The following is a 23055-nucleotide window of genomic DNA, read 5'->3' on the forward strand; positions in this document are numbered from 1 at the left end:
AACCGGCCGCTTACCTTTTACTCAATGCCGTAATCCTTTATCTTGGTAAGAAGGGTCTTATAACTCACCGTGAGCAGTTCTGCGGCCCTGCTCTTGTTCCCCTTCGTTTCCCGCAAGGCCTTTCTTATCCTCCGGGTCTCTGCAAGCCTCACCGCCTCCTTCGTGGTCTCCTCGAGGGTCCCCTCCATCGGTAGGTCGTGTATTGTTGACGCGCCGGCGCCTTGGGGCAGCGAGATATGCTCCGGGGTGATCATGCCGCCGTCACAGAGGATCACGGCCCGTTCAATGGTATTTTCGAGTTCTCTCACATTTCCCTTCCACGGGTATTTCATGAGCAGGTCGATCGCTTCAGGAGAGATACTCTTCGCTGCCGTCTTAATCTCAGCGGAGTATTTCTTCGCAAAGAAATCGGCTAGCAACGGTATGTCTTCAGCCCGTTCCCTCAGGGGAGGAATCGATAACGGGAAGACGCTAATTCTGTAGTAGAGGTCTTCCCTGACGCTCCCGTCCGCCACAGCCTTCTCGATCTCCTTGTTTGTCGCGGCGATAACCCTTACGTCGACACTGATCGGCTTCAATCCGCCGATACGCTCTATCTCACCTTCCTGTATCACCCTGAGGATCTTTGCCTGAAGGGAAATGTTCATTTCCGCAATCTCGTCGAGGAATATCGTCCCCCGGTCCGCAAACTCGAACTTACCGATCTTTCGCGCCTCCGCACCGGTGAATGCACCTTTTTCGTACCCGAAGAGTTCCGATTCCAGAAGCTCCCCCGGTATCGCGGCGCAGTTGATCGGGACAAAGGGATTATCTTTTCTCGGACTGACGAAATGGATCGCCCTGGCAAACAGCTCCTTTCCCGTCCCGCTCTCGCCGAGGAGGAGCACGGTAGTCTTTGCCGGAGCAACCTTCTGGATCTTCTGCGCCACGTCGGTGATTTCTTTGCTCTTCCCGAGTATCTTCGGCATTCCGATTACGGACGAAAGCTCTTCCTTCAAGAGGGTGTTCTCGGCGATGAGCCGCTGGTTATCTATCGCCTTCTTTATGAGATGGAGGAGGTGATCGGTGTCGAATGGCTTCGTGATGAAATCAAAGGCGCCCTCCTTTATCGCCCTTACCGCCAGGTCTACGGAGCCGAAGGCGGTCATGAGTATCACCGGTATGAGGGGGTTCTCTTCCTTCACCGCCATGAGGACATCCATGCCGTTTTTCTGGGGGAGTTTCAGGTCGGTGAGGACAAGGTCAATTTTGTCGGTTCTCACTTTCCTAATCCCTTCCGTGCCGTCCCGTGCGATGACAGGGCGATACCCCGCGGTCTCGATAGTCTCCTTCAGCATCTGCGCCATCGACTCTTTGTCTTCAACGATGAGGATTGATTCCATGGAGAGCCTTTCTGATCCCCCGCGCGGCCTGCCGTATCCTGTGCTCGTTTTCGACGAGGGCAAATCGTATGAAGTCGTCTCCGCCCTCGCCGAAGCCTATCCCGGGGGAGACGGCGACGCCGGCCTCCTTAATGAGGAACTTGCTGAATTCGAGAGAACCCATCTTCTTGAACGGCTCCGGAATTTCTGCCCACACAAACATCGTCGCCTTGGGCGGTTCGAGGTTCCAGCCGTCCTTATGAAGCCCCTTGATGAGGGCATTTCTCCGGGACTCGTAGGTCTTTCGAATATCAGCAACGCAATCCTGGGGCCCTCTGAGGGCGATGATGCTCGCGATCTGAATTGGCTGAAACATCCCGTAATCGAGATAACTCTTAATCTTTGTGAGAGCGCCGACCATTTCCCTGTTACCGCAGCAGAACCCGACCCTCCATCCAGCCATGGAGTAGCTCTTCGTGAGCGAGAAGAACTCGACCCCAACATCCTTAGCACCGTGAGCCTGGAGGAAGCTCGGGGCTCGGTATCCGTCAAAACAGAGATCCGCATAGGCGAAATCATGGATCACGAAGATATCGTGTTCCTTCGCGAATGCCACGACCTTCTGAAAGAAATCGAGTTCAATGCACTCCGTTGTGGGGTTGTGGGGGAAATTTATCGTGAGCATCTTTGGTTTGGGCCATGACGACTTGAACGCCTTTTCCATCTCCTCGAAAAAATTATAGCCCCTCCCTGTCGGGATATATCTCACCTCGGCTCCTGCAAGGATCGCACTGTAGGGGTGAATGGGATAAGCAGGGGTCGGTGTCATGACGACGTCGCCGGGACCGAGTATGGCGTATGCGAGGTGGCTTAATCCTTCTTTGGCCCCGATCGTTGCGACAACCTCTGTCTCGGGATCCAAGTCGACATCATACCGCCGCTTGTACCATTCGGTAATGGCGATTCGCAACTGCGTTATGCCCCGTGATGCCGAGTAGCGGTGGTTCTTCGGATTGTTTGCCGCCTCACAGAGCTTGTCTACGATATGTTTTGGTGTCGGGAGGTCGGGATTCCCCATGCCGAGGTCTATGATGTCCTCGCCCTTCCTCCTCGCGTCCATCTTCAGGGCGTTTACGATGGCAAAAACGTATGGCGGAAGCCTTTTTATCCTGTTGAATTCTAACATGCGTACTCCTCAGCACATAATGGGTCTAATCGAGACAAGTCTTAATATACCAGATTTGTTACGCTTTTGCTAAGAACGAAGACCTCTGCGCTCCAGGAAATTCATCACTTCCGATCTCACCGTTTCATGAAAGAGTATCCCGGCATGATTGACGGCAAAGATCCGATGTTCATGGTCCCAGGGAAGTCTTGAGCTCTCAAGAGAGACGAGGCCATCTCCCTTCCCGTTCTTCATCTCGTCCGGGAGAAACCTTTCCGGGATGACGTTCTCAAAAACTTGAGGAAAGGAAAGAACCTCCTGTGGTTTCATTCCGTCTTCTTCCACCCCATTTGGTACCATCCGATAAAGAGAAAAGAGCTTCGGGTCTTTCCCCCCTGCCGAAAAGTACCGTACTCCTTCGATCGGCTTATCATTGAGGGACCTGAAGAAGAGGGCATCGGGAAGCAACTCTTTGACCGCCCGGCTCGAGAGAAATTCAGCGATCCTCTTTATGGTATATGATACGGTTCCCTTCTCCGGCTCGAACAGAAGCTGGTTCAGAAGAGCGGCTACTGGCGAGAGGTAAGTTGCCCATAGGGCCATTCTGCTCCCCTTGTGGGGCGTCGCAAGCGTGAGCAGGCTCCTCACCCGGTCGTCTCCGGAGGCGAGGTACGCCCGCGCGATGAGACCGCCCCTGCTGTGGCCGATAAGGATTATCCCTGACTTGCAGAAATCCCTGTAGAGTGTCGTGACACGCCGCAGTTCCGAGACCGCCACTCGTATGCCGGATGCTGGTCGCTGCTGGTTCCACGTGATGACCGTATGCCCCCGTTCTTTGAGGTCGTGAAAGAGCGTCGTGAGGTTCTCGGGGGGGGTGCCGAAGGAAAATCCCCTCCCTTCAGCCTGTTCATTCGTGTCTAGTCTCTCGGGTTTTTCGCTGACAAGCAGACTGACCGGAACCCTGCCGCCGAGCAGCCTCGACTCTTGCGGGGATACCCATATTCGCTGGTCCATTCCGAGCCCGTGGATGAAGACAACGGCAGGCTTGTCTCCGGATCCCTCGATGATTGTCGTGTCGAGTTTCATAGGCCTAAGTTATAACAAAAGCTAATGAATTTATAAAGGATTTTTTATTTACAATTTCCCTGTCCAAGTGATATAAAATACAACTCCCAAAAATTTCCCAGGAGGTATCTCCATGAAACTATGTGTGCTTGTCAGCGACTTCAGGAATATGGATGACACATTATCACGACTGAAGGCGGATAAACTCGGCGTCTTCCTCGTCAGCAACGGTGTATACCACGCAGCGCTAAAAGAGGGCGGCAAGAAATCTTCGATCCTGGAAAAATCTCCCCACCTCTACGTGCTCTCTGAAGACCTGGAGTCAAGGGGATTTTCCGAGAGTGAAATTGACACCAGAGTGAGATCCATAACATACAGCGGCCTCGTCGATTTGCTATTCAACGAATACGAAAAAATTATTTGGATTTAGGAGGTATCATGGCCAAACTCACCATTGGTATTTTTTCATCACTTGTCGGTTCTCTCTCCCTCGATTTCGCGGTTAAACTCTCACAAGCCGCTATAAAGAAGGGACACTCAGTAGATTTCTGGCTGTCGGGGAACGCAACGATGCTTTCCAAGAAAGGCCAGCGGTCTTTTAAGGACTATTCTGCACTCCAAAAGCCCGTTCAGGAACTTTTGGCGACCGGGAAGTTTCAGATAACCGCGTGTGAGGCGTGTGCTGAGGCAAGGGGATTTCATAAGGAGGATACCATGGAGGGGTGCAAGCGCCACAGCATGGACTGGTACCTCGCAAGCTGCTTCAGTGCAGACAGGGTTCTCCACATAGGAGGTGATTAATATGGCAACAAAAAAACTTTCATTCATCGTGAAGAGTCTCCCCTATAAAACCGAGGCGTCGAGGCTCGCGTTAACACATGCCATCGCAAGTCAGACCGTAGAGATTTACCTGGAAGACGGTGACATGGTGGAACCGGTTCTCGCATTCATGGGTGATGGCGTGTTAAACTGTCTCAAGGACCAAACCGCCATGAACCTTTACGGAGTGACCAGTCTTGAGCAACATATAAAGAATTCGTTGCTCCTTGACTTAAAGGTGATAATCTGTAAAGAGGATGTGGAGAAGTTTGGTCTTTCCGAAGACGCATTGATTATGGATGCCGAAGATATCGGGGGAGAGACGAAGGCCAGCATCGCACCATTCAGCGAGATTATGAAGGAGATGGACTCTTCTGACCATCTCCTATTCTTTTAAGGAGGAACTATGGGAGAACTGAGCACTGCAACACCGACAGAAACACTTGATGTCCTTGGAAGGGTATGTCCATACCCTCTCGTCTTGACAAAAAAAGCGATGGAGAAATTGCCCAGTGGAGCCGTCATTAAGGTGTTATGTGATGCGCCTGCGTCGGCTGAGGACTCTATTCCAAGGTATGCGGAGAAACAGGGTTTCAAGTTCGAATCCGTGAGGCACGAGGGCTACTGGGAGCTGTACATACAGAAGAAGTAAAAAGTCCCCGGAGATTCCCTCCCCGGCAACTTTCGTCTTTCTGTAAATGATGAAGGGGGATGCTATGAATGGCATCCCCCTTCAGGTTACCCTGCGAACGTCCCTGACCCTACATCTCTTTTATCGTTATCGCAGTCGAAGGGCAGACGCCGAGACAGCTCTCGCAAAAGACACACTCCGCCGTCTGATACGGATCTGACTTGCTCTCCTTCATCTGAAATACGCCCTGCGGACAGGCATTCACGCATTCCTCGCAGCCTTCGCATGTAGCCGTGTTTACCGATACCATATACACTTAAGAATCACCTCCCAAATTTTTTTCCTATTCTGAATAAAAGGCATTCCAGAAATCAATTTGACCTTACATTTTGATTTATTGTTCCTTATCACCGATAATAGGGGGGAAAGAGAGCCATTGAAGGAGGCCCCTTGATGAAATACACCGGAATCAACCACTTGGCTATGGCGACGGGAGACATGGATAAGACAATCCGTTTCTGGAGGGACCTGCTCGGAATGAGATTGATCGTCGGGTTGGGAAAACCCGGGTACAGGCATTACTTTTTCGAAATATCGGAGAACGACCTCATAGCTTTCTTTGAGTGGCCGAAGGTTGAGCCTGTTCCTGAGAAAGAGCACGGCTATCCAGTAGCCGGACCCGTAGTCTTCGATCATGTCTCTTTCGGGCTCGAGACCGAAGATGCGCTCTGGGAATTAAAAGACAGACTTGATGCCGCAGGGTTCTGGGTCTCCGAGATCATCGACCATGGATTCATTCACTCTCTCTACTCCTACGACCCCAACGGAATCCCCATAGAATTCAGTCATCCTGCGGAGGGCGTCAATGTCCGTAATGACCCCACAATGGCCGATTCCGCCCCTTCACTGATAAGCAGGGAAGGACCCGAGCCCCATCCCGAAGAATGGCCCAATGTGGAGCGGCCTACCCCCCGCAGCGAGGGGAAGACTTATCCCGGTGTCGGGAGCGAGCTGTTTCATGGGATAGAGAAGACATAGCGGCACCGCACAAAAGAGAGTATCCTCTCTGTCAGGATAAGACGCTATTCTTCCGGTGCCGGCTTAGCCGTACGGTCTACGGTCAAGTCTCGACCGGCATCCTTCTCTCTTTGCCTTACGTCTCCAACCCATATCTCCCATGAATGTATAGAGCCATCGGGGGATAAAAGGTCTTGCCATGAGGGCCGTTGCTGTTTCCGGCACTGATCTCCCTTCAATGATAGCGGCGGCTGAGAGATCGAGGGCCCTTCTCAGATGCCGAGCCCTACCCCCTGCCTTTTCGAGTGGCTGACCTCCGATCGCTTCGCCGCCTCCGAAGGCGAGACCTCCTGCCCAGGCAAAGCCGGTTTCTTTTGCGAAGCGTCTGGAGATTGCGAGGGCCGTTTCGCTCTGACGGGCCTCGGGAAACCCTGAATTCGCAATGGCAAGAAACTCCTGCCTCCTCACATCGGGTCGCCCCTTTCGATCTTCTGCGATAGCCTCGAGGGCCCTGATAACAGGAGTCGGAAGGCTGTCGATATAGAGCGGAAATGTAAGAACAATGATATCCGCGCCTTCTACTCCACGGAGTAATTTCTCCATGCCGTCCCGGGATGAGATGGATTGACTGATGAGAATCCTATCCGCCTCCATTCCCTTCTCTTTAACCTTCTCAAGCAGATAGGTGCCGATAGATTCTGATGTGCTTTTCCCCCTTTTCGGACTCCCGACGAGGAGCAGCATTTTTCTTGTTGTGCCCATGTTTTTTCACCTGCCTTCCGATAAAAGGGTATGTATCGTTTCCCTCATTTCCTGAGGTGTCTGGGTACCGTAAAGAAATCCTGCTGCGAAGGCAGGACTATGAAAATTGATGGCATTCTGCTTCACGAGGGTCCGGAATATCTGTTCGTTCTCCTCATCACGGTCCGGGAGACTCCCGATGGCGAGGAGGCTGGGGTACCTGCCATAACGCGGCTTATGGTGAATCTCCCCGGAAATTTTCTTAAAGAAGGGAGAGTTGAGCGGGATGAGTCTGTCGACCGCCTTCTTGAGTTCCGACGAGTATCCGCCGAAGGTCACCGGCGTCACAAGAAGGAGAAGGTCACTCCGGATGACCAGTCGTGCGATGTCCCTTCCCGCATCGTTGATGACACAGATGCCGGGCGTCTTCACCCAGCACCCGAAACATCCCATACATCCCCCAACTTTCGTGTTCCGGAGAACGAACGAATCAACCTGCCATGCCCTTTCCTTCATCTCTTCTTCAAGAAGCACTTTCATGGGAGCATTATCTGCCCCCCATCCGTCCAGAACTGTGACTCTCATTGCAACCTCCTTGTTTCAGCCGCGGTCTTCATCATAGGTTCTGTTTCCGACGGCAGCATTACCGATGTTCGTTAACTAAACGTTGTTTACTCTGGTGCCAAAAAAATTTATCGCTCTTCCTGCAACAGGGGTCCGAGGAAGAACGCAAGGGCTCCCTGAACGATCAACGGCATCTTCTCTTCGGGAAACATGGCACACCGCTCCCTGATAATCAGTGATGCGATTCCGTGCACATGGGACCATAAAGAGAATGTCGCCACATCGAGGTCCCCCCCGGGGAGCCTCCCCGCCTCCATACAGTCCTTCACATTTTCCCTCAGGAATTCATAAGAACGCCTTCCGATGTGCCATTCCTCTCTCTGCCGGATCTTCTTTGCAGGCCCTCTCATGATGAACATCAGGTCATAGTATTCGGGGTTCTCCAGGGCGAATTCGACATAGACCTGACCATGTCTTTTCAGACGGCGCAAGGGGTCCTTTATCGAAAGGACAGTCTGCTGGCGTTTATAAAACTCTTCGAACCCCTTCTCATGGAGCGCATAGAGGATTTCATCCTTGTCTCTAAAATGGAGGTAGATGGTTGCAGGGCTGTATTCGATCTCCTCGGCGATCCTCCTGAGGGTAATCCGCTCATATCCCTCTTTGAGAAAGAGCTTCATCGCTGCCGTCAGGATGAGGTCCCGGAGCCTTTCCTTTTCCCGCTCTTTTCTGTCCGCAATTCCCATGGCTTACTAAAAAACACAGTTTACTTTCTAAACGTAGTTTATCAAATTAGGGATAGGCCGTCAAGGGGTTTTTTATGATGAGGAACGTCACCGCGCGTCTTACTGGCGTAGAGATCATGAAGCGCGGGGGATACGAGTGCGACTTTTTTCGATCCTCTCAATCTAAATATCGGATCTTCATGTCTAGCGGCTGTTTTTGTGGTCCCGCGCCGGGCTTCGCGGCATAACCGACAGGAACCACGGCCATGAATTCTCCGTCTGGCTCTCCGAGGAATCGGAGGAGGTCATCCTTGATAAGGTAGAGAATTCCGAGCCATACCGTCGAGAGCCCGATCGATGTTGCCGCCAGCAGCAGGTTCTCGACGGCAGCCGCGGAACTCTGGATTTCCATGGTGCGGAAAAAATCCTGAGCCAGATCCTTTTCAACTCTAAAGAGCTCTGTGCCGTGCCTAATGAGATCGCCGGTATTGGCGATGGCGATGACAACGGGCGCTCCCGCGACCGACCTCGCGGCCATGCGGAGAAGGGCCGATGCCGGGCGCGGAAATCCCTCCGATCTGGATGAGACGAGATTAGCCAGTTCCTGCTTCTTCCTGTGTCGCAAGACGACAAACCGCCAGGATTGCTGGTTGTGAGCGGAAGGCGCCTCATTCGCAGCCTTAAGCAAGACTTGTATCTGGTCGTCAGATACTTCTTGTTTCGTAAAAGACCTGCTGCTGTGCCGGCGTCTGATGGTTTGCAACGTATCGTTCGGCAAAAAGACAGAATCTATGGGTGTCACGCGTCACCTCCGTACCAGAGACAGAGTTGCAGAGAATATTGCCTGTAATGTATCACAGAAAAGAAGATGAGGCAATGCCTTCCCGCGGGAGAACGCCGCAGCCCATCGATTTTCTATCCCGGAAGGGTTTTATCCAAGTTTTCCTGAAACGAATCGCACCGGGGTGGATGTTTTTGCTATAATAGCGCCCGGAAAGAATCTAACTTTCAGGAATGAGGAGAGGAGCGCATAATGGGTAAGAAAGGATGGGTGGTGGTTTTCGGCGGCATGGGCCTCAATCTGGCGCTCGGGATTTTATACGCCTGGAGTATCTTCGGTAAACAGCTTACCGAGGCGGTGGACAAGGGGGGATTCGGCTGGTCGAAAACAGAGGCGACTATTCCCTACACGGTGGCGATAGCCTGCTTCGCAGCCATGATGGTGCCTGCCGGACGTCTTCAAGATAGGTTCGGACCGCGCATCGTTGCGACCTGCGGAGCGATCCTGACCGGGATAGGGCTTATCATCGCAAGTTTCGGAAACCCCGGAACCATTGTGCCTGCCCTGATCGGGTTCGGCCTTTTCGCGGGGACAGGCATCGGACTCGGGTATGCCTCGGCGACGCCGGCGGCGGTCAAATGGTTTCCGCCCGAGAAGAAAGGGCTCGTTACCGGACTCGTGGTGGCCGGGTTCGGCCTCGCGCCCGTATATATCGCCCCTCTTTCGAAGCATCTTCTCACTGCGTACGGAATCAGCAATTCCTTCCGGATTCTCGGGATCGCATTCGTGATCGCGACGACGATCTTCGCACAGTTCATCAAAAATCCGCCCGCGCCCATACAACCTCAAAGGAACGCCGGACCGGGGACCATCATAAAATCTTCTCACAAGGACTATTCGTGGCGGGAGATGGTGAGGTCCCCCCAATTCTATCTGCTCTACATTCAGTATGCCTGCGCGGCTACCGCCGGGCTCATGATCATCGGGCATCTTGCAAAGATTGTCGCCCTCCAGTCGGGAAATACCATTAAGATCGGCTTTCTCTTTGTCGCGCTTCTCGCGGTCTTTAACGCCTGCGGGCGGGTTGTTGCCGGTATCGTGTCCGATTATATCGGAAGGATTGTCACCTTGGCCTTTGTCTGCATCCTGCAGGCCCTTATTATGTTCTTCTTTCCCCAGTTCGGTACTATTACCGCCTTCATTCTCGGATCGGCAATGGTCGGTTTTAATTACGGTGCCTGTCTTTCGCTTTTTCCTGCCTCGACAGCAGACTATTGGGGCATGAAGAATCTCGGGTTGAATTACGGGATTCTCTTTACGGCATGGGGTCTGGGAGGAGTCTTCGGCCCTCTCCTAGCCGGGAAGATCGCCGATGCGACCGGCTCTTACACGACGGCATACTATATCGCGGCTACGTTTTTGCTACTCGCTGCCTTTCTCGCGATGTTCAGCTACATCGGCATTTCCGTGAATGTTCCCGAAAAGGAGATCACGATTAGAATCGGAAAGAAAAGGGCGACTGAGACCGTTTAGCGGTCAACCCGATGTTCACTCACAGGCGAAAAAGGTGACGTAAGCCCCCACCTTTGAAACGCCTGCGACTCGTATCTTTTTGTCCAACATGTTCTCGTTGTGCCCCTTTGACTCTTTCCATCCTTCGAATTGGGCCGCAGCCGTCGAATAATTCCATCCGACATTTTCGACACAGCACATGCGACCCGAGCGACGAAACCTCTCGCCAAAATTATCGTGAGTCAGTCTTTCAGTCTCGCACATGTACTGACTATGGCTTTTTGCCAGCGTACGGGAAGCTGCATGAAGCGATAGAGGCTTCAGACCGTTCTTCTGGCGATACCGGTTGATTTGATTCAAGAGCTCCTCTTCAAAGGCTGGAGGAGGCTCCCCGCAGATCTCATGATGCGCTGCGAACAGAGGATGGAGTAACGGGAAAAGGACGACAAGGAACGTCAGGACAGCGATGAAGGACCGCAACGTTGTTTCTTTCTCCGTTTCACCGGTCATCTGGTATCAATAGTAACGAAAAGATTGCGGAAGAGCAATAAAAAAAGAACGGATGTTTCGAGGGGCAAGGATTCTTTTTTTGAGCGGGTTTTAGCGAAGATTTAGCGTGAAATTTGAAAGGGGAAAATTCTGTCGAGTATCCTGAAGGCCTCCAGCAGTTCCCGATCAGTCAGGAAGTCTCGGGAACCGCTGGACATCTTCATGCGCTGCGCGATCCATCTGCCGCTATTTCTCTCCTTCCGCTTTCTTCGGCGCTTTCTTCCGTTTCTTACCGCCGAGATAGGCCTCAGTCGGTCTCCATCCGAAGGCAGCGCCCCTTCCCGCAACATTCATCAGCCCGCCAACCGCTGCAGAACCGATCGCCGCAAAAAAGGCAAAGGGAAGGGCAACAACATAAGCGATGCCGATGAATGGGGCTGCGACTATCTTTCCGATGGTCCTTGCCGTTTCCCTGTAGCCGGTCTTCCTGATATAGTCCTTGTCTTCCCTGGCCGCATTCGCCAGTGCCGCAAACGGTTTCGGTTTTAGCGCCTCTGCAAAGAGGATATACCCGGCGATGAACATGATCGAAAGAATGTACTCTACCCCCTTGACGTGTGTCACAAAATCATAGAGCGTATTCATGGTTTCCTCCTTTTCCTTCGCGTCTTCTTACCAAAGGGCTAATGCGTTTATATTTTGCCCCGACAGTCACTTCGGGGTCTCTTTCCTTCTCTTCTTTCCTCCGAGATGGGATTCTAACGGTCTCCATCCAAAGGTCGCGAGATTTCCGACGAGGGAAAAGACACCCCCCAAAACCTTCCTCCCTATCAGGGCCGCTATTGTTGCGATGCCGATGAAAGGCAGCGCTATGGCATACAGAAGCCCGAGAAACGGTCCCACTGCCAAACTCGAGATGGTTCCTCTTACCCTATGTCCTTCTTCTGCCGTCATGACATTCACCCCTTTCTCTCTTATTTTGTCCTCTTGATCCATTTATATCAGACTGCAGGGGGGAATGTAATTGGAACAAATTCCTATTTTTAGGGGGAAATTGTCTTAGGAAGCCTTCAGAAAGAGTAGGGCGTGTTGCAAACCGATCTGAGGCCTTTACTGCTGCCGCCGGGGCATTGAAAAAGCATCAGTCTCCGGTGGGAGATATCTGGAATTCTATGATGGAGTCGAGTCCCAATAAAGTCTGGGAAAGACGCTGTATGTTTTCTTCCCGCTGCGTGCGGATCGTCATCTCGTATTCGAAAAATCTTCCTCCCTCCAGAAGACGATGGCTTAAGTTTGCGATGCTGAACCCGTGATCACTGATGAGAGTCTTCAAGTCCCTTTCGGGCATTACCTTGTCCCGATGAAAGCGGAGTGAGTGATGCGCATAGATAAGTGTCGGCATTCTTGATTCGATCCAGCGAAAGACGGAGAGCGTACCGAGGGTGAGTATCGTCACGATGAAGACGGCGTCGTAAAAACCGACGCCTGCAAGTATCCCGATAGCCGCAGTTATCCATATTGACGCGGCGGTGGTCAGCCCCCGTACGGAGAGTCCCTCCTTCATGATGACCCCCGCGCCCAGGAACCCGATGCCGGTCATGATTCCCTGAGCCATGCGCGTCGGATCGACCTTCACGGTTTCGAACATAGCGCTGGTGAACCATTTCTCCTGATAGATTGTGACCAGCATGAGGAGGCTTGAAGCGAGGCATACGAGGGTGTGCGTGCGAAACCCGGCGGGGCGACCGTGGTACGTCCTTTCGAACCCGACCATCCCGCCAGCTGCCATTGCTGCCAAGAGCCGCGTAACGATGTTTACTGTCTCACTGCTCATCGTCGGGATCCTGAAGAAGAGAATTTTGGATCGTCATTGAGTTTTCTGTATCCAGATCGCCAATGATAATCTTCATATTTCGTTAGTATATCACAGGCGCGACTTTCAGCTCTAAAGGCAAAAGGAGAAATAGTGTGACTCACTTTCTCGGCAGTGAAGACGACGAAGGGTGCCTCGATTCCAGTCGTCACACGGAATGATTACTTCTTGATTTCATTCAATTCCTTGGCGAAAATAAAGAATGAAACCAGGAGACTCGGTGTGAGGTTAGTAAAATACAACCAAGGAGGAGACGAATGGGATTGGAGTCCAATAGACAGGACCCTGTTGCAACAGATGGGGACAAGTATTCGGTTGTTCTGGAAAACGAACGCGTTAGGGTGCTCAGGTACCATGACAGGCCTGGAGACAGAACTTTACAACACGCTCACCCTGATTACGTCTTGTACGCAGAGTCTTCTTTCAAGCGCCGATTGATATTTCCTGATGGTAGTAAGCATGAGGTCGACGTCAAAGCGGGGAGTATCGTTTGGATGAAAGGGCATATCCACATAGGCGAAAACATAGGAGATACGAATACTGACGTAATATTTGGCGAACTGAAGGAAAATAGAACTTAAGACATTACGGAAAAGAATCCAAAATAATTATATTGAAACGATCGAAGGCGTCCAGCCGACCTGCCGCGCCCATCATTTCAGGGATGCCTCTCACCCGGATCACAGTCAATGGATTCGACAGACGCGCAGAGAAGAGGCTTTGATCCGTCAACGGGCCTTCTGCGACTGACAAATCGGGGCTTTTTGTTGTCTACGCGCCGGACGGGAGATCTCTCGCATCAAAGGCAGCAGTCATTCCCTGTTAGTGTCGCTCATCCAAGAATTCAAGCTCTCCCATGGTGCCGTCAAATGCGGAGCACGTTCATTTGATTTCTTTCCCCTTTAGATTCTTCTTCAGTTCTATCCAGTCCTTCATGTGACTCAGGTTCTCGCTGAGATACCACCAGCCATTCTTAAAGGAAGAATAGTCGGGAGCTCCGGTCATTGCGGAAGAATATCTTATTGAATTGCAATAAAAAAGCCATTGTTTCACCCACATTTTTTCTATTGTTTCATCAAAGGGATTTGTTTTGTCCTCTATCCCGGAAGCCCAGGCGTCAAGAAGAAGCTTTGTGGCTGCAAGGGTCATTTCATTTGTCTCTTTTACCGTATTTTCGAGTTTTGCAAAGTGGCCGTTTATCCAATCGATGTTGTGGCAGCTGTTACAGACGCTTTTCATGGTATTCATTCTTCTTTCCTGTTCCGATCCACCGATAAGATACTCCGATGCCTGTTCACCCGTGAAGGCCGTAGGCAGCGGCAGCCCGTCCTTGTTCCTTATGATCGTTGTATCCCCCGACTTAGGCTGGGGATGGCTGTATACAAGACCAAACAGCCGGACCCAGAGTCTGGCACCGAAGTCATGCGTTCTTTCTGTAATCACTTTGCCATCGGAGGAGACGATGAGGCTATTGTGGCAGACAGCACAGGATGGCGTTTTAAAGTCTCTTCCGACTGTCCATGGAACCGCATTGAACTCCCATTCATGCTCCTTGGAGAACAAGATGTCCCCGTGCTTGCTCTCCTCATAGACGTCCCACGCGGGCGTGTCCGGCTCCAGATGGCACTGGGCGCACGTATGGGGCTTTCGAGCGGTTTCTATGGAAAAGCTGTGCCTCGGGTGGCATGCCGAGCATGAACCTTTGCTGCCGTCAGGGTTCTCCCTGCCCACCCCCTGATTCGGCCAGTTCGTGAGGTCGGGGAACATCAACTCTCCCATCTTGGTGTTTACCTTTTTCAATCCTCTTGACTCGACATTTGTTCCGTGGCATCCGAGGCATGTCTCGCGGAGAGTGTCGTCAGAGGCCTTCTCGGATGAGATCTTTCCGTCCTTTATCTTCTTGAGGCCGGTTACGGTGTCAACTAATGCATGATAGACAGGGTTCCCCATCAGGTTCTTAACGGCATTGGCCTTCTTGGTCCCGGAAAATTGATCTGCCTCAACAGGGTGACAGGTCCTACAGTCACTCGGAGAAACAACCACATTTATTTTAAATCCCATATGTTCAAAATTATCCCTGTGCTTTTCAGGGTTCTGTCTGTGGCATTCGTAGCATCCGACAACGTATCCTGAAAATGCCTCAGGCAATGTATCCGTCGAGATCCTCCGCTCGAGAATGCCTCTTTTCATGGCATCTTCCGGTTTTGTTCTTGAGTGCCTGCTGGAAAGCCAGTCCTCAACGATCCCGGGCGTAAACATTTTATGACAAGCTACGCAGGCCCGCGTCTGTGGACTCAAGGGAGTCACATCTTCCTTCTCTTTTTTTTCAGATGCGACACCAAAAGTTGTAAAGACAACAATAGTCAGTAAAGCGATGCTGAATCTGATTATATCTGTCATAGACACCTCCTTGCATGGCAAAATCTAAAGAGAAAAATCAACAGACAACAGCTTTGCCGAAACATCTCCCACACGAAAGCACCCTGTCTCTCGCAATTACTTTTTTATAATGTAATTTTCTCATATAATCAATTCTTTTCAAGCCGCGTCTCTTTTGGGCCGGATTGGCAAGATGTTTCACTTAGAAAATGCGATTCTTCAGCAGGATGATTATGCGAACTTGTTTTGTAGTGAGATCGCTTGCATTTCAGTGCGCGTCTGATTGTGATGGAAGTCAGTCCATAGATCAAAAATCTGCCGATGTGGTGTATGGATGAAGTCTTGTCGAGTTTCACTTTCCTGAAAGTGTCGACGCGTCGGAACAGTCCGTGGAGCGATTCTTAGTCCGGGATTTGTGTTTACAGATGGCGTAGACACAAATCCGCTTTACAGCACTCTATCCTACTATCGCTCTCACATTAAGAAATAATGAGGGCCCATCCTTACGGAATGGGCCCTCTCATGCGACAATTTTGCAGGATTTCTCTAATGTTCCAACTCTATCCCTTCCGTCTCTTCCCTGACCGTGACGGCGACCTTATAGAGGATCGTCAGTATCAGAAATCCCATCGCCCAGACCCCGAGAGATATCACGATTTCGGGAGCGGTCGGCCAGTATTCGGTTATCGTCTCGAAGGGGTTCGGTATAAATCCGCCGATGACTAATCCAAATCCCTTGTCGATCCAGAGCGAAATAAAGACTGCGACACAGGCGAGTGCCAGCGTCGGTTCGGCCTTACGCGTAGAGGGATTAACAAGGAGAATGAGGGCTATCGCGGCGAGCACCGCAGACAACCACATCAGGGGAACGAGTTTCGCGTATTTGGCGATTCCTGAGTAAAGGTAGACGAAGGAATGCATATGGCCGGGTACGCCGCTGTAAAAGGCGGTGAAGAACTCGAGACCGAGGAAGAAGACATTTGCGATCATCGCATAGGTCACGATCTTCCCCAAGGCCAGAATCGGCTCTCTGCCCGGATCGAATTTCGTCAGCTTCCGCACGATCAAGGCGAGTATGACGAGCAGCGCAGGTCCGCCCGCAAAGGCAGAGGCGAGAAAGCGGGCAGCCATTATGGCACTCAACCAGAAATGCCTTCCGGGAAGTCCGGCGTAGAGAAAGGCCGTTACCGTATGGATGCTGAAGGCCCACGGGATGGAAATGTAGATTAACGTCTTTATCCACTGCGGAGGTTTCACCCCTTTGTGGTCCGAACTCAAGGTGATCCAGCCGATGAGGATGTTGAGCACGAGATACCCGTTCAAAACAAGCATATCCCAAAACATGATCGAGTTAGGGGTCGGATGGAGGATGACGTTCAGGACGCGCCTCGGCTGCCCCATATCGATAAAGATGAAGAGCATGCACATCGTTACAGCCGATACCGCCAGGAACTCTCCGAGGATGACGATCTTCCCGAATTTTCTGAAGTCATGGAGGTAAAACGGTATGACAAGCATCACCGCGGAAGCCGCCACACCCACAAGGAAGGTGAACTGGCCGATATAGAGGCCCCATGAAACATCCCTGCTCATGCCGGTTATTCCGAGACCGTAGTCAAACTGCCTGAGGTAAGCGATAAAGCCGGCTCCTATCACGGCGAGCAGAAAGAATATCCATGTCCAGTACTTCCGGCTTCCGACCAGAGCCTTTTCAAGCATGTTCCTTACCTCCTATGATGTAATAGACACTGGGCTGCGTGCCGAGCTCCGGTTTGCGCCGGATACTGAAGTGCGACCCGAGGATCTTTCTCACCTCGGAATTGGAGTCTTCGAGGTCGCCGAAATACATCCCCGGTTCCGTGCCCTTTTCTTTCGCCATCTCCCTGGCGGCCTCGACACATGCCGGGATGAGACCCTTCGCAAGCCTCTCGAAGCAGAAGGTGCATTTTTCGACGACACCCTTCGTCCTCGTGGGGTACTCCACGTTCTCCTCCTTGATGAAGGGGCGCGGGTCCCTCCAGTTGAAGCTCCTCGCTCCGAAAGGGCAGGCCGCCATGCAGAACCTGCAGCCGATACAACGGTGCTGGTCCATCATAACTATCCCGTCACTCTTCCTCTTAAAGGTGGCCTTCGTGGGACAGACCCTCACGCAGGGAGGATTGTCACAGTGATTACAGAGCACGAGAAAAGGCTTCTCTTTCATTTCCTCCGGCAGGAAACTATTCTCCTGCCCCGGGAAGACATGCTCATAGGTGTCCGACCATATCCACTTTATCTCGTCCTTCGGGTTGCCGAAATCAGGGACATTATGGATGCTGTGGCAGGCGCGCATCACCTTCTTATAGTCTTCATCGGTCTTGAACTTGGACATATCGACCACCATGGACCATCTCTTCGCCGTGAGGGCTTTCTCGTCGGACAGAACGTGGGAAGCCTCCAGTTCACCCCTCCGGAGGCCGCTGACGAGCGCCGAACCCCCGAGCCCCAGAACGGCAGAAATCCCTGCAACCTTTATAAACTCTCTTCTGTTCATGCTCATGACTCTTTCTCCTTCGGCGCTATATGGCAATTCCAGCAGTAGGGGTTCACCGCCAAGTAGGTGTGGCACGCATCACAGAACTTCTTCTTGTTGGAATGGCAGTGCATGCACGTGTTTTGAAGACTGATCGTATATTGCTTTCCCTCAGAATTTACATAGAGTCTCTGGCCGTCCCGCACCGCCGAGTCCCTCCATTCATTGAGCAATTTCATGTGCTCGGCCCTCATAAACGCCTTCGACTCGACGCACTTCTTCTCCGCCAGCTTCTGGATTTCGGGGGTATCGATCTTCGGTTCCGGCGCGACATTGGCCTTCCCGATATTCAGGAGAAAGGGCAAGGTTACCAGACCGACGAAGATGACGAGCCCGAGGATGATTTTGCCTCCGTTATAGATCTTCATTACTCGGTGGCCTCCTTTCCGGGAAGGGGTTCAAGCCGTAAATCGAGCGTCCTCTCCTTCTCCCCCTTCATCACGAGGGCGTTCCCGAGCAGTTCGGTAACTCCCGCAACCCCTACCCCGGGGACCCAGTATTCGAGCGAGCTCGAGATCGTCGCCCGGTCGATGGCGCAGATGTTCGCGCACATATTCACGCCGTAGTGTTCCTGGACGTGCTTCACCGCGTTCGCCCTCGGGAACCCTCCGCGCATCCTCAGTTCCATATTCTCCGAAGCGTTCAGGCCGGTGCCGCTCCCGCAGCAGAAGGTCTTCTCCCTAATCGTGTCCTCGGGCATCTCGAAGAAATGGTTGCAGACATTCCTGATGATGTATCTGGGCTCTTCGAGGAGCCCCATGCCGCGTGAAGTATTGCATGAGTCATGGAAGGTCACCTTGAGGTGGTCGTTCCGGCTCGGGTCGAGCTTCAGCTTTCCGTTCTTGATGAGGTCAGCGGTGAACTCGGAGATGTGAAGCATCTTTGTGGATTTTGCGTTCTCGAATCTCGTTCCCGTTATCGGGGAAACGGGCTCACTGAGAAAGTCGGCAGGGCCGTTCCAGGTGTCCATGTACTGGTTGAGCACCCTCCACATATGGCCGCATTCTCCCCCGAGGATCCATTTTACCCCCAGCCTCTTCGCTTCGGCGTATATCTTTGAGTTCAATCTCTTTGCCATCTCATTCGTAGAGAAGAATCCGAAGTTTCCGCCTTCGGAGGCGTAAGTGCTCCAGGTGTAGTCGAGTCCGAGTTCGTGGAAGAGCATGAGGTAGCCCATCGCCGTGTAGGTGCCTGGATTCGCGAAGAGGTCCCCGGAAGGGGTGACGAAGAGTATCTCCGCTCCTTTCCGGTTAAAGGAGGGATCGATCCGTATCCCCGTTATCGTCTCTATGTCGTCGAGGAAAAACTCGAGGCTCGATTTGATGGTATGGGGTTCGAGCCCGAGATGGTTCCCCTTCATGTAGCACGCAGCTACCGGCCCCGCGATCCATCCGATCTGAAGACCGAGCATGTTGGTGAGTTCCCTCCCCATCATGGTGATCTCGGCCTGGTCGATGCCGTAGGGGCAGAAGATCGAGCAGCGCCGGCATTCGGTGCACTGATAGAAGTAGTACCACCACTCCTTCAGCACATTGACGGTGAGGTCCCTTCCCCCCGCGAGTTTCTTCAGTATCTTGCCGGCGAGGGTGAAATTACCCCGGTACACGGACCGCAACAGCTCAGCCCTCAAAACCGGCATGTTTTTGGGGTCTCCACCGCCGACGAAGAAATGGCACTTGTCGGCGCAGGCGCCGCACCTGACACAGATGTCCATGAAAAGCTGGAATGAACGATACCTCTTGAGGAGCGTCCTCATCCCCTCGAATATGATCTCCTGCCAATTTTCGGGAAGCTTCCAGTCTTCGTCAGCCGGCCTCCACTCCCGCCCGTAGGGGAAGCCGACCGTTTCGAGGTCTTTCGCCTTTGCCGCATGGCAGAACATGTTATCCCTGATCTCGACGGGGGTGTCCATCCAGTGCGTCTTAGGGGGTACATACTGAATGCTTGACAGCTCTGTTGGTTTAGCCGTAAATTTTGCCATGGTTACTCCTTTTCCACCGGTATCCCAGCCTCTTTCATCTTTGCCCTGAAGTCATCCTCATATTCCTCATAGGTGTGCACCTTTACCGGGTAATTCCAGGGATTGACGTGCCTCACCATGCGACTGTTGTTCGGCATGTTCCTCGTGGGGCTCAGGAAAACGCCCCCCATATGCATTAGCTTGCTGAACGGGAAATAGGCGAAGAGGATGCTGATCAGGAAGAGATGGACGTAAAATATCCCGCCGATCTCTTCCATCTTCTTGAGATCTATGGGATGAAAACTGACCAGTCCCATGGTCAGCTCCTTCACGCCTTCTATGTTCACCTTGAAGAAATATCTCATGAGAACTCCCGACACGGCGATGCCGAGGATGAGAAAGAGGGGGAAGTAGTCCGCCGGCAATGAGATATATTTCAGCTGCGGTATGAATACCCTCCTGAGGAAGAGATAGGTTACCGCCGCTATGATGACCCCATCCGATATGAAGAAGAGGGGGACTCCTATCTGCATGAAACTGTCGAGGCCTTCTATCCCCTGAACAGCGGCGGGGACTTTCTCCATGAAGAATCTCAGGTGCCTCACGACGATGATGAGAAAAGACCAGTGGAAGGCAAGTCCGGCCAGCCAGAGCCATTTCGCCTCGCCGTAAGCGAGCTTTGACCCTTCGTGAAGCTGCGTCTTCAGGTTCCTGAAAAGGGAGCGGAAGAGAAGGACTTCAAGCGCCATTCTTCCGATAACGCCGAGGGTTCCGGAGGGGTTTTCGAGTCTGTTCTGCTTGATCCATGGCAAGGACTTCTGCTGGCCGCAGGTGCTCGGTATGCAGAACGGAACCGGTGCACTTCCCCATCGCAAAACTTTCAGAACGAACCCGCCGATGAACGTGATGACGGCCGCGTAGGGAATGATAACCCCGAACAGGACGTACAGGTTTACCGCCTTTACCCCCACGAATGCTATCAGTACAAGGGTTACGACTGCAGAGAAAGCAAATATCGATCCCATGGTATTACCTCGTTTTGTTCTGACGTTAACACAACGGCCTTTGCCGGACCCCTCTATTGCTCATTGACCTCACGCACCAGCTTTGCCCTCTGCAAGAGCCGGTACGTCATATTTCGCGCCTCGTTTGCCTTCAGCTCATAAATCTTCTCGCGGCACGTCACGTAGATATCAAAGGCGATAAGGGTGAGGAGATCTATTCTCGATTCGAGGGTCAGCAGTTCTTCGGATACCCCGAGCCTCTCCTCTTCAGCTATTTCTCTGATTACTTTCTTCAGGTCCAGCATGAAGGCGAGGGCCTTCGAAGGGGCGAGGTCCTGGACCGCCCTGATTCTGATAATGCCGTCGAGGAGGGGAGAGAATTGGTCTTCAGGGAGTTCCCGGAGGAGTCCGTCAAGGATACCCGCCAACCCCTGGGAAATGGTATGCCCGACCGGATTGGTAAACTGCTTTTTCGTATCTTTCAGGAAGGAGGTCACTTCCGAAGCGTAGGACCCCAAGGCTATCTCAAACCACCTCTCTAAAATCTCCTCGCGCCTTTTCAAAAGGAGATCCTTGAGATCCATCTTCACCTCCCCTTTCCCCCTGAAGCTCTCCGCCGGACAGCGAATACCTTCATCTTTGATCGACCTGTCCCGCTCTACTCGCAACGACAGGAAGCGGTTCCATCATGTCATTGCGAGTAGAGCGTCAGCACAAGGCGGCACGGTTATGTTCTTCTCTTTTTCAGCGGCACCGCACGGTCGTAAAGACTTCTTTTCTTCTCTGTCTCCTTATCGGCTACACGCACCCTGTCGGCTTCGGCAGTCCGGCTATCTTGCAAGCCTGTTTTGCAGGCCCGCCCGGATAGAGTTCGTAGAGGTATTTCGTGTTTCCCTTTTCAGGACCCATGACCTTGCCGATCTCTTTTACGAGAATCTTTATCATCGGAGCGATCTGGTATTTCTGGTAGTAATCCCTGAGGAAATTGACGACTTCCCAGTGGGCGTCGGTCATCTCGACTTCCTCTAACTTTGCGATATGCGCTGCAAGCTCCTTGTTCCAGTCATCGAGATTTACCAGGTATCCGTCCTCGTCGATCTCGTACTGTTTCCCCTGAAATTCCATTGTCGGCATAATGCACTCTCCTTTCTCATTTTTTCCTAAAGGGAAGGAATGAACTTCCTTTTAAGCCTTGGTTTCCGGCTCGACTCTCATCGGGATATGCGACTGAGGTATAAAGATAATACAAGATTATCATGATGGTCAAATAAAAATAACTTATTGATGAATTTGTCCTGTTTATTTATGGCCTTCTCGTGCCTTGATAAACACCATCTTGCCGGTAAGCTCGACCCGGCGCATCTCTTTCACGGTCGACAACCTGCGGGTTCTCGCGTCATACTGGAGAATGACTTCGTCATATCCTTCTTCGGGAACCTGATTCCAATCTTCTCCGTACGCGAGAGCGAGTGCGTCGAGATACGCCTCGCCGACATTGTGACCTGTCAGATCGAGTGAAAAGACCGCGCCGCAGCCGCATCTGCCACCGATGCACTCACCCAAAGCCGTCTTCATGGGCTCGGGTTCGCTGAGGAATTCGCGACAGAACGGACATTTCGCGACTTCATCTTTGTCTTCTCTTATCCGTGGCTTCAATCGAGATCACGCGCCGAAAGACCGACTATCATAGAATGGAACGTGGGGAAATGTCAAAGGGATTCGGGAAAACAATGCAACGCTGCGATTGCGGCATCTCCAACCGTCTTTTCCCGCAATTCGCATCCTTCGTAAAGGATAATCTTATCTCTATCGGAGGTCATGAGCCCGATCTTATCTTTCACCTCCGCGATCCTCATCTGTGAGAGGGCCTGCACCGCCAGGCCCCTGACTTGAGGGTCCTTATCGCCGAGGCATTTCACGGCGAGATCGGCGGCTCCCTCGACGTTGTCGATCCCTGCTTCGGCAATCCTCCCCATCGCCCAGAGAACGCCTTTCAGGAACATCTCTTCCTCATGGAATGAAAGGATGATGGGGGGGATATCCTCAAACGCCCATGGATGATTTCTGACGATCTCACCGAGCATCTCCGGCGCACTCCATCCTATGCCCCCCGATTCTTCACTGAGAGACCAAAGCAGACGCTGGACGATAGCTCTTACGGTGGCAGGGTCTCTTTCCGCAACGGCGCCGGCTGCCTTTCCCATGGCCTCTATCGCCCTCCAGCAGAGGACGTCTTCCTTGTCGTATGCGATGGAAATGAGGACGCTGAAGACCTTTCTGTTCTCGATCGCGAGCCGGGTCACCGTTTCGAAGTCCGATGTCAGCAACGCACGCTGAACTTCTCCCTTGAGCGGGGTCAAGTCATCCTCCTTTTAGGTGCAAGAACTAATACTTTCC

At 52.3% G+C, this 23055-nt stretch carries 28 protein-coding genes; 7 read left to right on the forward strand and 21 right to left on the reverse strand.

The window, feature by feature from the left end:
* Positions 1–17 precede the first annotated feature (17 nt).
* From VEI96_08570 to VEI96_08580, 3 genes are all read right to left on the reverse strand, one after another.
* Positions 18–1382 (reverse strand): sigma-54 dependent transcriptional regulator, encoded by a 1365-nt coding sequence (locus VEI96_08570; GenBank protein HXX58037.1) that lies wholly within the window; start codon positions 1380–1382, stop codon positions 18–20.
* Entirely contained in the window at positions 1360–2547 is a 1188-nt protein-coding gene (gene alaC / locus VEI96_08575) for an alanine transaminase (protein HXX58038.1), read from the reverse strand. Before alaC ends, VEI96_08570 begins: the two co-directional genes overlap by 23 nt.
* A 69-nt stretch (positions 2548–2616) precedes the next feature.
* Positions 2617–3612 (reverse strand): alpha/beta fold hydrolase, encoded by a 996-nt coding sequence (locus VEI96_08580; protein HXX58039.1) that lies wholly within the window; start codon positions 3610–3612, stop codon positions 2617–2619.
* A 112-nt stretch (positions 3613–3724) separates the two neighbouring features.
* Here VEI96_08580 and VEI96_08585 point away from each other — a divergent pair, with 112 nt between their 5' ends.
* The 5 genes from VEI96_08585 (at position 3725) to VEI96_08605 (ending at position 6079) form a co-directional block, all read left to right on the forward strand.
* Complete coding sequence (locus VEI96_08585) at positions 3725–4021, forward strand: DsrH/TusB family sulfur metabolism protein (GenBank protein ID HXX58040.1); 297 nt, start codon at positions 3725–3727, stop codon at positions 4019–4021.
* A gap of 8 nt (positions 4022–4029) precedes the next feature.
* Positions 4030–4392 carry a DsrE family protein gene (locus VEI96_08590; protein HXX58041.1) on the forward strand — a complete coding sequence of 121 codons (363 nt, stop codon included), beginning with the start codon at positions 4030–4032 and terminating at the stop codon, positions 4390–4392.
* A 1-nt stretch (position 4393) separates the two neighbouring features.
* Positions 4394–4807 (forward strand): DsrE family protein, encoded by a 414-nt coding sequence (locus VEI96_08595; GenBank protein HXX58042.1) that lies wholly within the window; start codon positions 4394–4396, stop codon positions 4805–4807.
* A 9-nt stretch (positions 4808–4816) separates the two neighbouring features.
* On the forward strand, positions 4817–5062 hold the full coding sequence (locus tag VEI96_08600; protein HXX58043.1) for a sulfurtransferase TusA family protein: 246 nt from the start codon (positions 4817–4819) through the stop codon (positions 5060–5062).
* Positions 5063–5494: 432 nt separating this feature from the next.
* Complete coding sequence (locus VEI96_08605) at positions 5495–6079, forward strand: VOC family protein (protein ID HXX58044.1); 585 nt, start codon at positions 5495–5497, stop codon at positions 6077–6079.
* A gap of 63 nt (positions 6080–6142) precedes the next feature.
* On the opposite strand, the gene VEI96_08610 is transcribed toward VEI96_08605, so the two are convergent.
* The 4 genes from VEI96_08610 to VEI96_08625 form a co-directional block, all read right to left on the reverse strand.
* The gene (locus VEI96_08610) at positions 6143–6820 is read right to left on the reverse strand and encodes an NAD(P)H-dependent oxidoreductase (GenBank protein ID HXX58045.1); all 678 of its coding nucleotides are present in this window, start codon (positions 6818–6820) and stop codon (positions 6143–6145) included.
* A gap of 6 nt (positions 6821–6826) precedes the next feature.
* Entirely contained in the window at positions 6827–7384 is a 558-nt protein-coding gene (locus VEI96_08615; GenBank protein ID HXX58046.1) for an NAD(P)H-dependent oxidoreductase, read from the reverse strand.
* 107 nt (positions 7385–7491) lie between these two features.
* The gene (locus VEI96_08620; protein HXX58047.1) at positions 7492–8109 is read right to left on the reverse strand and encodes a TetR/AcrR family transcriptional regulator; all 618 of its coding nucleotides are present in this window, start codon (positions 8107–8109) and stop codon (positions 7492–7494) included.
* A gap of 157 nt (positions 8110–8266) precedes the next feature.
* Positions 8267–8890: a nitroreductase family protein gene (locus VEI96_08625; GenBank protein ID HXX58048.1), complete on the reverse strand. Its 624-nt coding sequence runs from the start codon at positions 8888–8890 to the stop codon at positions 8267–8269.
* Positions 8891–9121: 231 nt separating this feature from the next.
* On the opposite strand from VEI96_08625, the gene VEI96_08630 reads away from it, so the two are divergent.
* On the forward strand, positions 9122–10402 hold the full coding sequence (locus tag VEI96_08630; protein HXX58049.1) for an OFA family MFS transporter: 1281 nt from the start codon (positions 9122–9124) through the stop codon (positions 10400–10402).
* A 15-nt stretch (positions 10403–10417) separates the two neighbouring features.
* Here VEI96_08630 and VEI96_08635 read toward each other — a convergent pair whose 3' ends face one another.
* The 4 genes from VEI96_08635 to VEI96_08650 form a co-directional block, all read right to left on the reverse strand.
* On the reverse strand, positions 10418–10891 hold the full coding sequence (locus VEI96_08635; protein HXX58050.1) for a CAP domain-containing protein: 474 nt from the start codon (positions 10889–10891) through the stop codon (positions 10418–10420).
* Between the two features lie 225 nt (positions 10892–11116).
* Entirely contained in the window at positions 11117–11515 is a 399-nt protein-coding gene (locus tag VEI96_08640; protein ID HXX58051.1) for a hypothetical protein, read from the reverse strand.
* A gap of 66 nt (positions 11516–11581) precedes the next feature.
* Complete coding sequence (locus tag VEI96_08645) at positions 11582–11824, reverse strand: hypothetical protein (protein ID HXX58052.1); 243 nt, start codon at positions 11822–11824, stop codon at positions 11582–11584.
* A gap of 187 nt (positions 11825–12011) precedes the next feature.
* Positions 12012–12704: an MgtC/SapB family protein gene (locus VEI96_08650; GenBank protein HXX58053.1), complete on the reverse strand. Its 693-nt coding sequence runs from the start codon at positions 12702–12704 to the stop codon at positions 12012–12014.
* Between the two features lie 296 nt (positions 12705–13000).
* Between VEI96_08650 and VEI96_08655 the strand changes: the two genes are divergently transcribed.
* Positions 13001–13324 (forward strand): hypothetical protein, encoded by a 324-nt coding sequence (locus VEI96_08655; protein HXX58054.1) that lies wholly within the window; start codon positions 13001–13003, stop codon positions 13322–13324.
* A gap of 301 nt (positions 13325–13625) precedes the next feature.
* Here the strand turns inward: VEI96_08655 and VEI96_08660 are convergent, their stop codons facing one another.
* From VEI96_08660 to VEI96_08705, 10 genes are all read right to left on the reverse strand, one after another.
* Positions 13626–15143: a multiheme c-type cytochrome gene (locus VEI96_08660; GenBank protein ID HXX58055.1), complete on the reverse strand. Its 1518-nt coding sequence runs from the start codon at positions 15141–15143 to the stop codon at positions 13626–13628.
* Positions 15144–15668: 525 nt separating this feature from the next.
* Positions 15669–16841 (reverse strand): NrfD/PsrC family molybdoenzyme membrane anchor subunit, encoded by a 1173-nt coding sequence (gene nrfD / locus VEI96_08665; GenBank protein HXX58056.1) that lies wholly within the window; start codon positions 16839–16841, stop codon positions 15669–15671.
* Positions 16834–17661, reverse strand: a complete 828-nt coding sequence (locus tag VEI96_08670; GenBank protein ID HXX58057.1) for a 4Fe-4S dicluster domain-containing protein — start codon at positions 17659–17661, stop codon at positions 16834–16836. The genes nrfD and VEI96_08670 overlap by 8 nt, the downstream gene beginning before the upstream one ends.
* Positions 17658–18062: a sulfate reduction electron transfer complex DsrMKJOP subunit DsrJ gene (gene dsrJ / locus VEI96_08675; protein HXX58058.1), complete on the reverse strand. Its 405-nt coding sequence runs from the start codon at positions 18060–18062 to the stop codon at positions 17658–17660. The genes VEI96_08670 and dsrJ overlap by 4 nt, the downstream gene beginning before the upstream one ends.
* Positions 18062–19675, reverse strand: a complete 1614-nt coding sequence (locus tag VEI96_08680) for a (Fe-S)-binding protein (protein ID HXX58059.1) — start codon at positions 19673–19675, stop codon at positions 18062–18064. Before VEI96_08680 ends, dsrJ begins: the two co-directional genes overlap by 1 nt.
* A gap of 2 nt (positions 19676–19677) precedes the next feature.
* The gene (gene dsrM, locus VEI96_08685; GenBank protein ID HXX58060.1) at positions 19678–20679 is read right to left on the reverse strand and encodes a sulfate reduction electron transfer complex DsrMKJOP subunit DsrM; all 1002 of its coding nucleotides are present in this window, start codon (positions 20677–20679) and stop codon (positions 19678–19680) included.
* Between the two features lie 53 nt (positions 20680–20732).
* The gene (locus VEI96_08690; protein HXX58061.1) at positions 20733–21242 is read right to left on the reverse strand and encodes an RsbRD N-terminal domain-containing protein; all 510 of its coding nucleotides are present in this window, start codon (positions 21240–21242) and stop codon (positions 20733–20735) included.
* A 214-nt stretch (positions 21243–21456) separates the two neighbouring features.
* On the reverse strand, positions 21457–21792 hold the full coding sequence (locus VEI96_08695) for a TusE/DsrC/DsvC family sulfur relay protein (GenBank protein HXX58062.1): 336 nt from the start codon (positions 21790–21792) through the stop codon (positions 21457–21459).
* A 165-nt stretch (positions 21793–21957) separates the two neighbouring features.
* Entirely contained in the window at positions 21958–22233 is a 276-nt protein-coding gene (locus VEI96_08700; GenBank protein ID HXX58063.1) for a hypothetical protein, read from the reverse strand.
* Positions 22234–22367: 134 nt separating this feature from the next.
* Positions 22368–23018: a HEAT repeat domain-containing protein gene (locus tag VEI96_08705; protein ID HXX58064.1), complete on the reverse strand. Its 651-nt coding sequence runs from the start codon at positions 23016–23018 to the stop codon at positions 22368–22370.
* Between the last annotated feature and the right edge of the window lie 37 nt (positions 23019–23055).

This window comes from Thermodesulfovibrionales bacterium, from assembly GCA_035622735.1.
GTDB lineage: Bacteria > Nitrospirota > Thermodesulfovibrionia > Thermodesulfovibrionales > UBA9159 > DASPUT01.

Excerpts from the sequence above, each read along its gene's own strand:
- VEI96_08655 (HXX58054.1), top strand. The coding sequence starts at position 13,001 with ATGGGATTGGAGTCCAATAGACAGGACCCTGTTGCAACAGATGGGGAC.
- VEI96_08640 (HXX58051.1), bottom strand. The coding sequence starts at position 11,515 with ATGAATACGCTCTATGATTTTGTGACACACGTCAAGGGGGTAGAGTAC.
- VEI96_08615 (HXX58046.1), bottom strand. The coding sequence starts at position 7,384 with ATGAGAGTCACAGTTCTGGACGGATGGGGGGCAGATAATGCTCCCATG.
- VEI96_08650 (HXX58053.1), bottom strand. The coding sequence starts at position 12,704 with ATGAGCAGTGAGACAGTAAACATCGTTACGCGGCTCTTGGCAGCAATG.
- VEI96_08645 (HXX58052.1), bottom strand. The coding sequence starts at position 11,824 with ATGACGGCAGAAGAAGGACATAGGGTAAGAGGAACCATCTCGAGTTTG.
- alaC (HXX58038.1), bottom strand. The coding sequence starts at position 2,547 with ATGTTAGAATTCAACAGGATAAAAAGGCTTCCGCCATACGTTTTTGCC.
- nrfD (HXX58056.1), bottom strand. The coding sequence starts at position 16,841 with ATGCTTGAAAAGGCTCTGGTCGGAAGCCGGAAGTACTGGACATGGATA.
- VEI96_08660 (HXX58055.1), bottom strand. The coding sequence starts at position 15,143 with ATGACAGATATAATCAGATTCAGCATCGCTTTACTGACTATTGTTGTC.
- VEI96_08670 (HXX58057.1), bottom strand. The coding sequence starts at position 17,661 with ATGAGCATGAACAGAAGAGAGTTTATAAAGGTTGCAGGGATTTCTGCC.
- VEI96_08590 (HXX58041.1), top strand. The coding sequence starts at position 4,030 with ATGGCCAAACTCACCATTGGTATTTTTTCATCACTTGTCGGTTCTCTC.
- VEI96_08700 (HXX58063.1), bottom strand. The coding sequence starts at position 22,233 with ATGAAGACGGCTTTGGGTGAGTGCATCGGTGGCAGATGCGGCTGCGGC.
- VEI96_08605 (HXX58044.1), top strand. The coding sequence starts at position 5,495 with ATGAAATACACCGGAATCAACCACTTGGCTATGGCGACGGGAGACATG.
- VEI96_08695 (HXX58062.1), bottom strand. The coding sequence starts at position 21,792 with ATGCCGACAATGGAATTTCAGGGGAAACAGTACGAGATCGACGAGGAC.
- VEI96_08585 (HXX58040.1), top strand. The coding sequence starts at position 3,725 with ATGAAACTATGTGTGCTTGTCAGCGACTTCAGGAATATGGATGACACA.
- VEI96_08630 (HXX58049.1), top strand. The coding sequence starts at position 9,122 with ATGGGTAAGAAAGGATGGGTGGTGGTTTTCGGCGGCATGGGCCTCAAT.
- dsrM (HXX58060.1), bottom strand. The coding sequence starts at position 20,679 with ATGGGATCGATATTTGCTTTCTCTGCAGTCGTAACCCTTGTACTGATA.
- VEI96_08595 (HXX58042.1), top strand. The coding sequence starts at position 4,394 with ATGGCAACAAAAAAACTTTCATTCATCGTGAAGAGTCTCCCCTATAAA.
- VEI96_08610 (HXX58045.1), bottom strand. The coding sequence starts at position 6,820 with ATGGGCACAACAAGAAAAATGCTGCTCCTCGTCGGGAGTCCGAAAAGG.
- dsrJ (HXX58058.1), bottom strand. The coding sequence starts at position 18,062 with ATGAAGATCTATAACGGAGGCAAAATCATCCTCGGGCTCGTCATCTTC.
- VEI96_08680 (HXX58059.1), bottom strand. The coding sequence starts at position 19,675 with ATGGCAAAATTTACGGCTAAACCAACAGAGCTGTCAAGCATTCAGTAT.
- VEI96_08690 (HXX58061.1), bottom strand. The coding sequence starts at position 21,242 with ATGGATCTCAAGGATCTCCTTTTGAAAAGGCGCGAGGAGATTTTAGAG.
- VEI96_08620 (HXX58047.1), bottom strand. The coding sequence starts at position 8,109 with ATGGGAATTGCGGACAGAAAAGAGCGGGAAAAGGAAAGGCTCCGGGAC.
- VEI96_08600 (HXX58043.1), top strand. The coding sequence starts at position 4,817 with ATGGGAGAACTGAGCACTGCAACACCGACAGAAACACTTGATGTCCTT.
- VEI96_08570 (HXX58037.1), bottom strand. The coding sequence starts at position 1,382 with ATGGAATCAATCCTCATCGTTGAAGACAAAGAGTCGATGGCGCAGATG.
- VEI96_08580 (HXX58039.1), bottom strand. The coding sequence starts at position 3,612 with ATGAAACTCGACACGACAATCATCGAGGGATCCGGAGACAAGCCTGCC.
- VEI96_08635 (HXX58050.1), bottom strand. The coding sequence starts at position 10,891 with ATGACCGGTGAAACGGAGAAAGAAACAACGTTGCGGTCCTTCATCGCT.